At 61.0% G+C, this 14600-nt stretch carries 13 protein-coding genes; 10 read left to right on the top strand and 3 right to left on the bottom strand.

Features of this window, described 5'->3' with window-relative positions; genetic code table 11:
- The first annotated feature begins 16 nt into the window (after positions 1-16).
- From M1D68_RS11885 to M1D68_RS11840, 10 genes are all read left to right on the top strand, one after another.
- The gene (locus M1D68_RS11885) at positions 17-388 is read left to right on the top strand and encodes a response regulator (RefSeq protein ID WP_420766865.1); all 372 of its coding nucleotides are present in this window, start codon (positions 17-19) and stop codon (positions 386-388) included.
- Positions 389-464: 76 nt separating this feature from the next.
- Positions 465-1754: a glycosyltransferase gene (locus tag M1D68_RS11880; RefSeq protein ID WP_457970464.1), complete on the top strand. Its 1290-nt coding sequence runs from the start codon at positions 465-467 to the stop codon at positions 1752-1754.
- A gap of 82 nt (positions 1755-1836) precedes the next feature.
- On the top strand, positions 1837-2742 hold the full coding sequence (locus M1D68_RS11875) for an AraC family transcriptional regulator (protein ID WP_420766863.1): 906 nt from the start codon (positions 1837-1839) through the stop codon (positions 2740-2742).
- Positions 2743-3036: 294 nt separating this feature from the next.
- Complete coding sequence (locus M1D68_RS11870) at positions 3037-4347, top strand: ABC transporter substrate-binding protein (protein WP_420766862.1); 1311 nt, start codon at positions 3037-3039, stop codon at positions 4345-4347.
- Positions 4348-4511: 164 nt separating this feature from the next.
- Positions 4512-5444 (top strand): carbohydrate ABC transporter permease, encoded by a 933-nt coding sequence (locus M1D68_RS11865; RefSeq protein WP_030142680.1) that lies wholly within the window; start codon positions 4512-4514, stop codon positions 5442-5444.
- Positions 5445-5454: 10 nt separating this feature from the next.
- A complete protein-coding gene (locus tag M1D68_RS11860; protein ID WP_014338173.1) occupies positions 5455-6285 on the top strand; it encodes a carbohydrate ABC transporter permease in 831 nt (276 codons plus the stop codon).
- 39 nt (positions 6286-6324) lie between these two features.
- Positions 6325-7428 carry an ABC transporter ATP-binding protein gene (locus tag M1D68_RS11855; protein ID WP_457970462.1) on the top strand — a complete coding sequence of 368 codons (1104 nt, stop codon included), beginning with the start codon at positions 6325-6327 and terminating at the stop codon, positions 7426-7428.
- Positions 7429-7444: 16 nt separating this feature from the next.
- Positions 7445-8926, top strand: coding sequence for a mannitol dehydrogenase family protein (locus M1D68_RS11850; protein WP_434563926.1), 1482 nt, complete (start codon positions 7445-7447; stop codon positions 8924-8926).
- Positions 8927-9019: 93 nt separating this feature from the next.
- Positions 9020-10507: a xylulokinase gene (gene xylB, locus M1D68_RS11845; protein ID WP_457970461.1), complete on the top strand. Its 1488-nt coding sequence runs from the start codon at positions 9020-9022 to the stop codon at positions 10505-10507.
- Between the two features lie 12 nt (positions 10508-10519).
- A complete protein-coding gene (locus M1D68_RS11840; RefSeq protein WP_457970460.1) occupies positions 10520-11458 on the top strand; it encodes a carbohydrate kinase family protein in 939 nt (312 codons plus the stop codon).
- A gap of 71 nt (positions 11459-11529) precedes the next feature.
- Here the strand turns inward: M1D68_RS11840 and M1D68_RS11835 are convergent, their stop codons facing one another.
- The 3 genes from M1D68_RS11835 to M1D68_RS11825 all read right to left on the bottom strand — a co-directional run bounded on the left by M1D68_RS11835 (position 11530) and on the right by M1D68_RS11825 (position 14600).
- Positions 11530-11808: a DUF1652 domain-containing protein gene (locus M1D68_RS11835; protein WP_420766886.1), complete on the bottom strand. Its 279-nt coding sequence runs from the start codon at positions 11806-11808 to the stop codon at positions 11530-11532.
- Between the two features lie 379 nt (positions 11809-12187).
- Positions 12188-13195: a threonine ammonia-lyase, biosynthetic gene (gene ilvA, locus M1D68_RS11830; protein WP_457970459.1), complete on the bottom strand. Its 1008-nt coding sequence runs from the start codon at positions 13193-13195 to the stop codon at positions 12188-12190.
- Between the two features lie 256 nt (positions 13196-13451).
- Positions 13452-14600 (bottom strand): PQQ-dependent sugar dehydrogenase, encoded by a 1149-nt coding sequence (locus M1D68_RS11825; protein ID WP_457970458.1) that lies wholly within the window; start codon positions 14598-14600, stop codon positions 13452-13454.

Below are 14600 nucleotides of genomic sequence, written 5' to 3'. Positions count from 1 at the left end.
TTCCGAGAAGTCCATTATGTCCGTCCCTGCCCCTGTCACCCCTCCCACCATCCTGGTCGTCGAAGACGACAACATCGTGCGCATGTTGATTGTCGACGTGCTGGAGGAACTGGAATACGAGGTACTGGAGGCAGAAGGTGGCGAAGAGGCGCTTAAGCTCCTGGAGGAGAAGGACCGTTCCATCGACCTGATGATGACGGATGTCAGCATGCTGCCCATGGACGGTCGCGAGTTGGCAACAAAAGCACGCGAAGTGCGCCCCGGACTCCCCATCCTGTTCGCCAGCGGCTACGCCGAAAGCATCGACGTGCCAGAAGGCATGAGCGTCATCGGCAAACCGTTCTCCATCGATCAATTGCGCGACAAGGTCCAAAAGATTCTTTCTTGAGCGCGGACGCATTGTTGGTCACTATCGGCGCCCCGCGCGCCGACTGCGCCTGAAAATGTTCCAAGGATTGCCCGTCATGCCTCACCCCACCACCAAAGTCCTGGTTATCGGCTACGTCTGGCCCGAGCCACGCTCATCGGCGGCCGGCGGGCATGTCATGCAACTGCTCGAAGCCTTTCTCGAACAAGGCTGGGACATCACCTTCAGCAGCCCCGCCAGACCCGGTGAGAACCGCGCCGACCTGATTGGCCTGGGCATCCGGGAAGTACCGATCGAGCTCAATAGCAGCAGTTTTGATGTGTTTATCAGTGAGCTGGCGCCGGATATCGTCCTGTTCGACCAATTCATGATGGAAGAGCAGTTTGGCTGGCGGGTCGAAAAGCACTGCCCCGACGCCCTGCGCGTGCTCGAAACCTCGGATCTGCAAAGCCTGCGTCATGCACGGCATCAGCGCCTGAAAGACCGCTTGAAGTCCGATGAGTCCTCCCAGGACTTCAGCGACCTGTTCGCCCCTGCCTTGCGCGAGGAATTCGAGCTGATGGCGGACACTGACATGGCAAGGCGGGAAATTGCAGCCCTCTTGCGTTGCGACCTGAACCTGATGGTATCTGAGTTCGAGATCGAGCTGCTGGTGGAACACTTCAAGGTGCCCCGCGAGCTGTTGCTCTGGTGCCCGTTGATGCTGGACTTGCCGACCGAGCCGTTCGTGCCCTTCGAAGACCGAGCGCATTTTCTCAGCATCGGCAATTTCCGCCACGCACCGAACTGGGACGCCGTGCTCTGGATGAAAAACGCCATATGGCCACTGATTCGCCAACGATTGCCGGGTGCGCAGCTGCATCTCTACGGGGCCTACACCCCGCCCAAGGCAGCGGCACTGCATAATCCAGCCCAAGGGTTTCATATCATGAACTGGGCCGAGGACGCCTTGCAGGTCATGTCCGCGGCACGTATCTGCCTGGCGCCGCTGCGTTTCGGCGCCGGCATCAAGGGCAAGCTGATCGAAGCCATGCTATGCGGCACACCCAGTATCACCACGCCCATAGGTGCCGAAGCCATGCACGGCGGCATGCCCTGGCCCGGGGTGATCGCGCAAAGCGCCGAGGCCATCGCCGAAGCCGCCGTACAGCTGTATACCGACCAGGCGCGCTGGACCCATGCCCAGGGGGCCGGGTTGGCCTTGCTCGCGGAACGTTTTCGCAGGCAGGTCCACGGCCCTGCCTTGATTGACATTATCAATGCCTGCCGCGTCGACCTTGCGCGGCGCCGTCGGGACAATTTCACCGGCAGCATGCTCCGCCACCACCAGCACAAGAGCACCCAGTACATGTCCCAATGGATCGAGGAAAAGAACCGCAACAGCTGACTCCATCGTCGCTCCGAGGGCTGGAACCCGGGCGGCGAAGGGGGCATTATCCAGCGGCGATAACAACAAAAGCGCCAAACCCATGACCCGCACAGCCAGAGTCACCGACCCTTCCTATGAGTTGATGGACGACCACAACGGGCTGTCCATCATCTACCGCCAGCACGGTTTTCCCTGTCCGCTGGTGCGCTGGCATTTCCACAAGGAATACGAGCTGCACCTGATCGTCGCCAGCTCGGGCAAGGTTTTCATTGGCGATTACATCGGCAATTTCTCCCCGCAATCGCTGTTCCTCACCGGCCCCAACCTGCCCCATAACTGGATCAGCCAGGTCGCCGAGGACGAAGTGGTGGCCAAGCGCGACATGCTGGTGAATTTCACCGATGAGCTGTTCGAAAGTGGGCACCAGGTATTTACCGAACTCAAGACGCTCGCGCCGCTGCTCGAACGCGCTCAACACGGCATCGAGTTTCGCTGCAAGCGCACCGTCCGCCAGGCCATGACCTTGATGCAGCGCATCGCCGACGCGCAGGGCATGAGCCGGCTCGGCTACTTTTTCATCCTGATGGAGCTGTTGGCCAGCTGCGATGACTATCAATTGCTCTCTGGCGCCACCGCCCCACAAGCGGCTGATGAGCACAGCATCGACCGCACCAACCGCGCGGTGGACTATATTTTTGCCCACTACGCCCGGGAATTGCCCCTGGAAGAAGTGGCCGAGCACCTGGGGATGAAACCCACCTATTTCAGCCGGGTGTTCAAGCAAGCCACCGGGCGTTGCTTCATCGAGTTCGTCAATCGGCTGCGCATCAGCAAATCCTGCGAGCTGCTCGCCGACGGCGACAAGCCGGTGACGGATGTGTGCTTTGAGTCGGGCTTTAACAATATTTCCAACTTCAACCGACGCTTCCAGCAACTCAAGGGCATGACGCCTTCCCATTATCGGCGGCTGGCGGTGCAGCGGTTGACCGAGCAGAACCAGGGCTGAATTTTCACCGCCCCCCGTGGCGAGGGAGCTTGCTCCCGCTGGGCCGGGCTGGCGCTCCAGCGCGAAGCGGCCCCAAAATGGGGCTGCTGCGCAGCCCAGCGGGAGCAAGCTCCCTCGCCACAGGTTTTTCGCGAATTTCACTCAGTGCAAAAAAGTATCAGTAAAAGTGCGACGGATGATTTGTCATGCCGTCCATTGAGGGCTGTAATCAGCGCACATTCTTCCTCTCATCCGGAAGACACAAAAACAATAACTGTCCTTCTGCAGCCCGTGGGCGCGGAAAAGGAGTGCGCGATGAAACCTTCGGTAAAAGCTCTGCTTGTCTCCACCTGCATGACCCTCAGCAGCGTCAGTTTCGGCGCACAAACCCTTACCATTGCCACCGTCAACAACAGCGACATGATCCGCATGCAAAAGCTTTCGAAGACCTTCGAGGCCGAGCACCCGGACATCAAGCTGAACTGGGTGGTGCTTGAAGAAAACGTCCTGCGCCAGCGCCTGACCACCGACATCGCCACCCAGGGCGGTCAGTTCGACGTGCTGACCATTGGCATGTACGAAGCCGCACTCTGGGGTGCCAAAGGCTGGTTGGAACCGATGAAAGACCTGCCGGCCGCCTATGACCTGGACGACATTTTCCCGTCCGTGCGCGATGGCTTGTCGGTAAAGGGTTCGCTATACGCCCTGCCGTTCTATGCCGAAAGCTCGATCACTTACTACCGCACGGACCTGTTCAAGGACGCCGGGCTGACCATGCCCGAGCACCCGACCTGGACCCAGATCGGAGAGTTCGCGCAAAAACTCACCGACAAATCCAAGGAACAATATGGCCTGTGTCTGCGGGGCAAGGCCGGTTGGGGCGAGAACATGGCGCTGATCACGACCCTGGCCAACGGCTTTGGCGCGCGCTGGTTCGATGAGAAGTGGCAGCCGCAATTCAATGGACCCGAGTGGAAGGACGCCCTGAACTTCTACGTCGACAACATGAAGAAATCCGGCCCACCGGGCGCTTCCAGCAACGGTTTCAACGAAAACCTGGCCCTGTTCAACAGCGGCAAGTGCGCGGTCTGGGTCGATGCCAGCGTCGCGGGCTCGTTCGTGACCGACAAGACCCAGAGCAAGGTGGCCGATCACGTAGGCTTCACCTTCGCGCCCCACGAGAAAACCGAAAAAGGCACCTCGTGGATGTACTCCTGGTCGCTGGCGATCCCGGCCAGTTCCAAAGCCAAGGAAGCCGCCAAAGTGTTTACGACTTGGGCAACGTCCAAGGAGTACGGCCAGTTGGTCGCCAAGACTGATGGCATTGCCAACGTACCACCGGGCACCCGCGCCTCCACTTACAGCGACGAGTACATGAAGGCCGCGCCGTTTGCCAAGGTAACGCTGGAATCGTTGAAAGTCGCCGACCCGAAAGCCCCCACCCTCAAGCCTGTGCCCTACATCGGCATCCAGTTGGTCACCATTCCCGAGTTCCAGGCCATCGGCACCCAGGTAGGCAAGTTCTTCTCGGGCGCACTGACCGGCCAGCAGACCGTGGACCAGGCGTTGACCGCCGCGCAATCCACCACCGAACGCGAGATGAAGCGCGCCGGGTATCCCAAGTAAAGGCCTGTAGGTATCCATTTGTGGCGAGGGAGCTTGCTCCCGCTGGCGGGCGAAGCCCGCCCTGGCGATCTGAAAGATTGCCTATCGATATGGGTCCGCTACGCGGTCCAGCGGGAGCAAGCTCCCTCGCCACAGGGAAACGCGTCGCATAAGAGTAAGCACTCATGAATACCTCAACAACGACAGTCAAAGCCCCCATCGAAATAGCCCCGCCGGCCCGCAAGATCCGCCTGGCCAACCCCGGCTGGTTCCTGGTCAGCCCTTCGGTCGCCTTGTTGCTGCTGTGGATGATTGTGCCCCTGGGCATGACCGTCTACTTCTCGATGATCCGCTACAACCTGCTGTACCCCGGCGAAAACGAATTCGTCGGGCTGGAAAACTTCACCTATTTCCTGACCGACTCGGGCTTCATGCCCGGCGCCACCAATACCCTGTTGCTGGTGGGCAGCGTGCTGTTGATCAGTATCGTCCTCGGGGTGTTGATCAGCGCGTTGCTGGAGGCCAGCGAGTTTTTTGGGCGCGGCATCGTCCGCGTGCTGCTGATCTCGCCGTTTTTCATCATGCCCACGGTCGGTGCGCTGATTTGGAAAAATCTGATTTTCCATCCAGTCTCCGGGATCCTCGCTTCGGTGTGGAAGCTCTTCGGCGCCCAACCGGTGGATTGGCTGGCGCACTACCCGCTGCTGTCGATCATCATCATCGTCAGCTGGCAATGGCTGCCCTTCGCGATCCTGATCCTGATGACCGCCATGCAGTCCCTGGACCAGGAACAGAAAGAAGCTGCCCGCCTGGACGGCGCCGGCCCCATCGCGATTTTCTGGCACTTGACCCTGCCACACCTGGCCCGCCCGATTGCCGTGGTGGTGATGATCGAAACCATTTTCCTGCTGTCGGTGTTCGCCGAGATCTTCACCACCACCAACGGTGGCCCTGGTTATGCCTCGACCAACCTTGCGTACCTGATCTACAACCAGGCACTGGTGCAGTTCGATGTCGGCATGGCGTCGGCCGGCGGGCTGATTGCCGTGGTCATCGCCAACATCGCCGCCATCATCCTGGTCCGGATGATCGGCAAAAACCTCACCGACAAGCACTGAGGCCGTCGCCATGACTCTTCAACAATCCCGTCGACTGCAAAGCCTGCTGTTGGGCACGCTGGCCTGGGCCATCGCGATCCTGATCTTTTTCCCGATTTTCTGGATGGTGCTGACCAGCTTCAAGACCGAAATCGACGCCTTCGCCACGCCGCCGCAGTTCATCTTCGCGCCGACGCTGGAGAACTACCTGCACATCAACGAGCGCAGCAACTACTTCAGCTTCGCCTGGAACTCAGTGGTGATCTCCTTCAGCGCCACTGCTCTTTGCCTGCTGATCGCGGTGCCGGCGGCCTACTCCATGGCGTTCTACGAAACCCAGCGCACCAAAGGCACGCTGCTGTGGATGCTTTCCACCAAGATGCTGCCGCCGGTGGGCGTACTGATGCCGATCTACCTGCTGGCCAAGCAATTTGGCCTGCTGGACACGCGCCTTGCGCTGATCATCATCTACACGCTGATCAACCTGCCGATCGTGGTCTGGATGATTTACACCTATTTCAAGGACATCCCTCGCGACATCCTCGAAGCCGCGCGGCTGGACGGCGCCACCTTGTGGCAGGAAATGGTTCGTGTGCTGCTGCCCATCGCCAAGGGCGGGCTGGCGTCTACCGTGCTGCTGTCGCTGATCCTGTGCTGGAACGAGGCGTTCTGGTCGCTGAACCTCACCTCGTCCAAAGCGGCGCCGCTGACTGCCTTGATCGCCTCTTACTCCAGCCCGGAAGGCCTGTTCTGGGCCAAATTGTCCGCCGTCTCGACCCTGGCCTGCGCGCCGATCCTGATCTTCGGCTGGATCAGCCAGAAACAACTGGTGCGCGGCTTGTCCTTCGGCGCGGTGAAATAACGCGCCTTACACAGTTATCAGAAGTGGAGGCCCATCATCATGGCCAACCTGAAAATCAAGAATCTGCAAAAAGGCTTCGAAGGTTTCTCCATCATCAAGGGCATCGACCTTGAAGTGAACGACCGCGAGTTCGTGGTGTTCGTCGGCCCGTCGGGCTGCGGCAAGTCCACGCTGCTGCGGTTGATCGCCGGCCTTGAAGAAGTCAGCGACGGCACCATCGAACTGGACGGCCGCGACATCACTGAAGTCAGCCCGGCCAAGCGCGACCTGGCGATGGTGTTCCAGACCTACGCCCTTTACCCGCACATGAGCGTGCGCAAGAACATGTCCTTCGCCCTGGACTTGGCCGGCGTGCCCAAGGCCGACGTCGAGAAGAAAGTCAACGAAGCGGCGCGCATCCTCGAACTGGGGCCGATGTTGGAGCGCAAGCCCAAGCAACTGTCCGGTGGACAGCGCCAGCGCGTGGCGATCGGCCGGGCCATCGTGCGCAATCCGAAGATTTTTCTGTTCGACGAACCGCTGTCCAACCTCGACGCCGCCCTGCGGGTGCAGATGCGTTTGGAATTGGCGCGTCTGCACAAGGAACTGCAAGCGACGATGATCTACGTGACCCACGACCAGGTCGAAGCCATGACTCTGGCCGACAAGGTCGTCGTGCTCAACAGCGGGCGCGTCGAGCAGGTGGGCTCGCCTCTGGAGCTGTACCATCAGCCGGCGAACCTGTTCGTCGCCGGGTTCCTCGGAACGCCGAAGATGGGCTTCCTCAAGGGCAAGGTCACCGGTCTGCACGACCAGGGTTGTGAAGTGCTGCTGGACGCCGGCACTCGCATCAGCCTGCCGCGAATTGGCTCGAACTTGAGCATCGGCGGCGCGGTAACCCTGGGGATTCGCCCGGAGCACCTTAACCTGGCCCAGCCGGGCGATTGCACGCTGCGGGTGACCGCCGATGTCAGCGAGCGCCTGGGCAGCGACACCTTCTGTCACGTCATCACCGCTTCCGGCGAAGCCCTGACCATGCGCGTGCGCGGTGACCTGGCGAGCCGATTCGGCGAGCAACTGGACCTGCACCTGGACGCCGAACACTGCCACTTATTCGATGCCGAGGGCGTAGCGGTTTCCCGCGCGCTGCGCGCTGCCGCCTGATTGCCGAGATTTTGCGATGAAACTCAACCGACAGAACCTGCACAACCTCAACGCAGAGGTCGTCCTGCCCGCTTATAACCTGGACGACCGGCGCCAAGGCATCGCCCACATCGGTGTCGGTGGCTTCCACCGTGCGCACCAGGCGTATTACACCGATGCATTGATGAACACCGGCGAAGGCCTCGACTGGGCCATTTGCGGCGTAGGCCTGCGCCCCGAAGATCGCCGCGCCCGGGACGACCTGGCCGGCCAGGATTTCCTGTTCACCCTCTATGAACTGGGCGACACCGACGACACCGAAGTCCGGGTGATCGGTGCCATCACCGACATGCTGCTGGCCGAAGACAGCGCCCAGGCATTGATCGACAAACTGGCCGACCCGCAGATCCGCATCGTCTCGCTGACCATCACCGAAGGTGGCTACTGCATCGACGACAGCAACGGCGAGTTCATGGCCCACCTGCCGCAGATCCAGCACGACCTGGCCCACCCCGACGCGCCGAAGACCGTGTTTGGATTTCTGTGCGCAGCCCTGGCCAAGCGCCGCGCCGAGGGGACGCCGGCGTTTACCTTGATGTCTTGCGATAACCTGCCCCACAACGGCGCGGTGACGCGCAAGGCGCTGCTGGCCTTCGCCGCGCTGCGTGATCCGGCGCTGGGGCAATGGATTGACCGCAACGTGAGTTTCCCCAACGCCATGGTCGACCGCATCACCCCGATGACCAGTGGCGCCCACCGCTTGCAGTTGCATGACGAGCATGGCATCGATGACGCTTGGCCGGTGGTATGCGAGCCGTTCGTGCAGTGGGTATTGGAAGACAAGTTCGTCAACGGTCGCCCGGCCTGGGAGAATGTCGGCGTGCAATTTACCGACGACGTTTCGCCTTACGAAGAAATGAAGATCAAGCTGCTCAACGGCAGCCATCTCGCCCTGACCTACCTGGGCTTCCTCAAGGGTTATCGCTTCGTCCACGAAACCATGAACGACCCGTTGTTCGTGCGCTACATCCGCGCCTACATGGACTTGGACGTCACGCCCCAACTGGCGCCCGTACCCGGCATCGATCTGACGCTGTACAAGGACACCCTGGTGGAGCGCTTCTCCAACCAGGCCATCGCCGACCAACTGGAACGGGTGTGTTCGGATGGCTCGTCGAAATTTCCGAAGTTCACCGTACCGACCCTCAATCGCCTGATTGCCGACGGCGGCGAGACCCGCCGCGCGGCGTTGGTGGTGGCGGCCTGGGCGGTGTATCTGAAGGGTGTGGACGAAAATGGCGCGGTCTATTCAATTCCCGACCCTCGCGCGGCTTTCTGCCAGGCGCTGGTGGCTGACGATGCCCTGGTGACCCAGCGGATGTTGGAAGTAGAAGAAATCTTCGGCACGGCTATACCTCGCTCACCTGAATTCGTGGCAGCCTTCGAATGGTGTTGCAACAGCTTGCGCGAGCATGGGGTAACGCGGACGCTTGAGCGAGTGCTGGCGGATCAAGACTAGGTACGGCCCGCCTTTCGTGGCGAGGGAGCTTTCTCCCTCGCCACAGGTTTTGTATGTCCCTGACGATAATCTGATGCTGATCCGAGGATTTCCATGGCAAACCAACAACTGTTCCTGGGCATCGACTGCGGCACCCAAGGCACCAAGGCGCTGATCCTCGACGCGGCCAGCGGCCAGGTACTCGGCCTGGGCGCCGCGGCCCACAGCATGATCAGCGGTGCCAACGGCCGCCGTGAACAAGAGCCCCAGCAGTGGCTCGACGCATTCACCCAGGCGACGCACCAGGCATTGGCCGCCGCCGGGGTCGATGGCCAGGCGATTCTCGGCATCGGCGTGTCCGGGCAGCAGCATGGCTTGGTGCTGCTGGATGACCAAGGCCAGGTCCTGCGCCCGGCCAAGCTTTGGTGCGACACCGAGACCACCCCGGAAAACGATCGGCTGCTGGCGCACCTGGGCGGTGAAAGCGGCAGCCTCGAACGCCTCGGCGTTGTGATCGCGCCGGGCTATACGGTATCCAAATTGCTCTGGACCCAAGAGCAGCACCCCCAGGTCTTCGAGCGCATCGCCAGCGTCCTGCTGCCCCACGACTTCCTCAACCACTGGCTCACCGGTCGCCATTGCAGCGAATATGGCGACGCCTCGGGTACGGGTTATTTCAACGTACGCACCCGTCAATGGGACGTGGCGCTGTTGCGGCATATCGACCCCAGCGGCCGGCTGCAATCGGCTTTGCCCGAATTGATCGAGGCTCACCACCCTGTCGGCAGGATCCTACCGGAGATCGCCGCGCACCTGGGGCTGAACCCCGAGGCGGTGGTGTCCAGCGGTGGCGGAGACAACATGATGGGCGCCATCGGCACCGGCAACATCCAGCCCGGCGTGATTACCATGAGCCTCGGGTCCTCCGGCACCGTGTACGCCTATGGAGCGGAGCCTACCGTCAGTCCGCAGCCATCGGTAGCGACCTTTTGTTCCTCCAGCGGCGGCTGGCTGCCGCTGATCTGCACCATGAACCTGACCAACGCCACCGGGGCCGTGCGCGAGCTGCTGGACCTGGACATCGACACCTTCAACACCCTGGTATCCCAGGCACCGATCGGCGCCGAGGGCGTCTGCATGCTGCCATTCCTCAACGGTGAACGTGTCCCCGCCCTGCCCCACGCCACTGGCGCCCTGCTGGGCCTGACGACCACCAACCTGAGCCGGGCCAACCTGTGCCGCGCGGTGGTCGAAGGCACGACATTCGGCCTGCGCTACGGCCTGGACCTGTTGCGTGCCAATGGCCTCAAGGCCCAGAGCATCCGCCTGATCGGCGGCGGCTCGAAGAGCGCGGTCTGGCGGCAGATCGTCGCGGATATCATGGACACCACCGTCATCTGCACCGAGCAGAGCGAGGCGGCGGCCCTGGGTGGGGCAATCCAGGCTGCATGGTGCCATGGCGGCGCACAAGAACCCCTGGCCGATCTGTGCGAACGCTGCGTCACGCTCGACCCGGCCAGCGAAACCCGCCCCGTCACCGAGCATGTCGCGGCGTCGCAACACGCCTACGAACGTTACCGGCAACACGTCGCAACCCTTTGAGAGCAGGCAATTATGTATTTGGTGTGTGGTGAAGCGCTGTTTGATTTCTTCAGCGCAAATGAAGCACGAACCCCGGCTTCCCAAGTGAATTACAAAGCGATTGCCGGCGGCTCGCCCTTCAACGTGGCGGTGGGGCTGCGGCGGTTGGGGGTCGAATCAGCGCTGTTTACCGGGCTTTCCGCCGACTATCTGGGTCGTCGTCTGCACCAAGTGCTGGTCGACGAAGGCGTCAGCACCCGGTTCACCCACGACTTCGATGTGCCAACGACCTTGGCGATGGTAGCTGTCGGGGCCAACGGCTCGCCGCATTACAGCTTCCGTGGCGAAGGCTGCGCGGACCGCCAACTGAGCCTCGACCATCTGCCGACCCTGGGCCCGGAGGTGCGCGGTTTGCACGTCGGCTCGTTTTCCCTCGTGGTGCAACCCGTTGGCGATACATTGCTGGCGCTCGTGCAACGCGAGAGCGGCAAACGCCTGATCAGCCTGGACCCGAACGTGCGGCTCAACCCGCAACCGGATATCGAGCTCTGGCGCTCGCGAATAGCGACACTGGTGCCGTACGCCGACCTGATCAAAGTCAGTGACGAGGACTTGAGCCTTCTTTATCCCGACCGCGATCCACAGGATGTCATCGCGGGTTGGCTGGAACACCGCTGCCAACTGGCGTTCCTGACCCGTGGGGGCCAGGGCGCGACGGTGTTCAGCCGTCAGCATGGCGTATGGTCGTTGCCCGCTCGCCCAGTCGAGATAGCCGACACGGTGGGCGCAGGCGATACGTTCCAGGCGGCGTTGATCGCTTGGCTGACCGAACAGCGATTGGATAATGTGGAGGGTTTGCATTCGCTGGACGCTGGGCAAATCGGCAAGATGCTCGACTTCGCGATGCGCGCTGCTGCGTTGACCTGCGCCAAAACCGGACCGGATTTGCCGTACCGCCAGCAGCTTGATTAGAAAGGAATGACTCGACGCCGGGTTCGAACACATCGGACCCGGGCGTCAGGCTTGCTTAGGTTGGGCTGGGGCTAGCGCCCGTTCATTCGGTGCTGCTGATGAAAATAATTGCCTGAACCGTGACCGTGATCCAGTTCAGTACGCAGCTCGGCAATCAGATCATTGATCGCCCGGCAGCCCGTGAGCTTGGTGGCATCGATGTCGCTCTTGACCAGTGCTACGCGATCGGTTTCATGATCGTCGTAGATCTTGACGGTCATGGACAAGTCCGGTGACAAGGTGCATTGCGACCGCTTGGGCAGCAGGCTGCTTTCGATGATGTTTCGCATTTCGAGGGCAGATAAAAACATGGCAACTCTCTCCTGTTGAGCCAGCCAATTCATGTTCACGACGGCGGTATTTTCGTCCGTTTCTTCCCTGCGGACTGGACTGTGAATGCCGTGCCGTTCGTTCATTTTGGCGTTTTCTGGTGTTGGGGCCCGTAGATCGGGCTCCTGTATTTACCCGCAATTAATATGCCCATATCTGAATACTTCCAGACTGTTACAAATCAATGATTTAGCCAGTAATGCCCCTGGAAGGACCGTGCAAAATGCATGGCGAGGGCCTTTCTTCCATGCAAACTGCAATCAGTCAGTTCGACTTGCCACGCTCAGAGTAGCCACTGTTTCGACTTCATGGCCGGGCGTCCGTCGGCTGATTCAAAAAAGTTCGCCTGACGGTTCAACATCAAGCGATTTCCACGGCAGCACGTTCCGCCACGTGGCGCAAGCTGTCGAAGTTGATGTTGGCGCCAGAATCGATAGCAACGAACGTTTGCCCTTGCGCTCCGCTTTGCGCCACGTGTTGCTTGATTCCCGCTACCGCCAGTGCACCGGAGGGCTCGGTGATCGAACGTGTATCGTCATAAATATCTCTGATCGCCGAGCAGAGCTGGTCATTGGTCACGGTGATCACATCATCGACACAGAAGCGACAGATATCGAAACCGTGGGCGCCGATCTGCGCCACCGCCACACCATCGGCAAAAGTGCCCACGCTGGGGAGCGTCACCCGCGCATCCGCTGCCAGCGCGGCTTGAAGACAGGCGGAGTGTTCTGATTCAACGCCGATGATGCGGACTTCGGGGCGTAGATATTTGACGTACGCCGCCACCCCGGCGATCAGCCCTGCGCCGCCCACTGGAACGAAAATCGCGTCCAATCGGCCTGGGTGCTGGCGCAGGATCTCCATCGCAACGGTTCCCTGCCCGGCGATAACATCCGGATCGTCGAACGGCGAAACGAACTCCCGCCCGCTACGGCGAGCCAGTTCCAACGCGAACGCCAAGGCAAACGGGAAACTTTCACCGTGCAACAACGCCTCGGCACCTCGGCTGCGTACACCCGCGACTTTCAACTGCGGCGTGGTTTGCGGCATCACAATGCAGGCCGAAATGCCCAGCTCCCGCGCCGCCAGCGCCACGCCCTGGGCATGATTGCCCGCCGAGGCGGTGATGACCCCACGGCTGCGCTGCTCCGGGGTCAGTTGCACCAACTTGTTGTAAGCACCGCGGATCTTGAAGGAAAAGGTCGGCTGCAGATCTTCACGCTTGAGCAGGATCTGATTGCCGAGGGCCTGGGATAGCGCGGGTGCCGCCTGCAACGGTGTGGCCACCGCCAGCTCGTAGACCGGGGCGGCAAGGATCCTTTTTACATACTGTTCCAGCAAATCCAGCTCGGCACTGGTCGGGGTCATGGCGGTCTCCTGGTTCTGAAGAAGCCCTGGAGACAGAAAGAAAAAACCCGCCTCTAGGGCGGGTTCGGTGCAGCCGTCAGCTAGCCCGCCAATCAGGAATGGCGGTAATAATGCTTGGCTGGCTGCGCAATACGGTGGAAGTCATGGCTGGAAATTAGCCGCGACGAAGCGGTAAGTCAACGGAAATCAAGTCGCTGCAATCTTGTGGCGAAGGGGTGAATCCCCTCGCCACAACTTTAGTTTCATCGCATCGCGATTACTTCAGTCCGACCTTGTACAACGCGCCGTCATCTTCGTCCGTCAATACGTAGAGGAAACCATCCGGGCCCTGGCGAACATCGCGGATGCGCTCCTTGAGCTCTCCCAGCAAGCGCTCTTCATGAACGACCTTGTCACCTTCGAACTCCAGGCGAATCAGGTCCTTGGACACCAGCGCGCCGATAAACGCGTTGCGCTGCCAAGGCTTGAAACGATCGTTGTCGTAGAACGCCATGCCGCTGAGCCCCGGCGATACCTGCCAGACGTGGTGCGGCCCTACGGTGCCTTCGACAGTCTTGCCCTGGGCCTCGGGAATCGGCGCGCCGGAATAGTTGTCGCCATGGGTCGCCAACGGCCAGCCATAGTTCTTGCCTCGCTCGATGATGTTCATCTCGTCACCACCCTTGGGACCGTGCTCGTTTTCCCACAACGTGCCGTTCCAGGGGTTCAGCGCAGCGCCTTGGGGGTTACGAATGCCGTATGACCAGATCTCCGGGCGTACGTTTTTCTGGCCGACGAAGGGGTTGTCGTCAGGCACCTTGCCGTCGGGGTAGACCCGCACGATCTTGCCCTGCAGCTTGTCCAGGTCCTGGGCGGTGGCACGGTCGTTGTTCTCCCCAAGCGTAATGAAGAGATAGCCATCCCGGTCGAACACCAGGCGGGAACCGAAGTGGTTGCCAGTGGAGAGCTTGGGCTGCTGTCGGAAAATCACGTCGAAGCCGTCAAGGCTTTTCAAGTCCTTGGACAATTGCCCCCGGCCCACGGCAGTGCCGGCCTTGCCGTCCTCCCCGGCCTCGGCGTAGGACAGGTAGATCGTGCGGTCCTGCTTGAAGTCCGGAGACAGCACCACATCCAGCAAACCGCCCTGCCCCTTGGCCCAGACCTGCGGAACACCGTTCAGCGGTGCAGACAATCTTCCATCGGTGCTAACCCACCGCAGGTTGCCGGCGCGCTCCGTCACCAGCATGCCTTGCTGGTCAGGCAGGAACGCCACGGACCAAGGGTGCTCGAGCCCCCTGGCTACCGTCGTGACTTCGAGGGTGCCCTCCTCGCTCTTCAATGCCTGGACTTGCGCGGCGAAGACCGGCGTGGCGAGGACCACCATGGCGCTGGCAAACAGGGTGGCCCGGAATGTTTTACGCAACAT

Source organism: Pseudomonas sp. R4-84, assembly GCF_054130985.1.
This window is presented reverse-complemented; position numbering and strand designations above follow the sequence as displayed.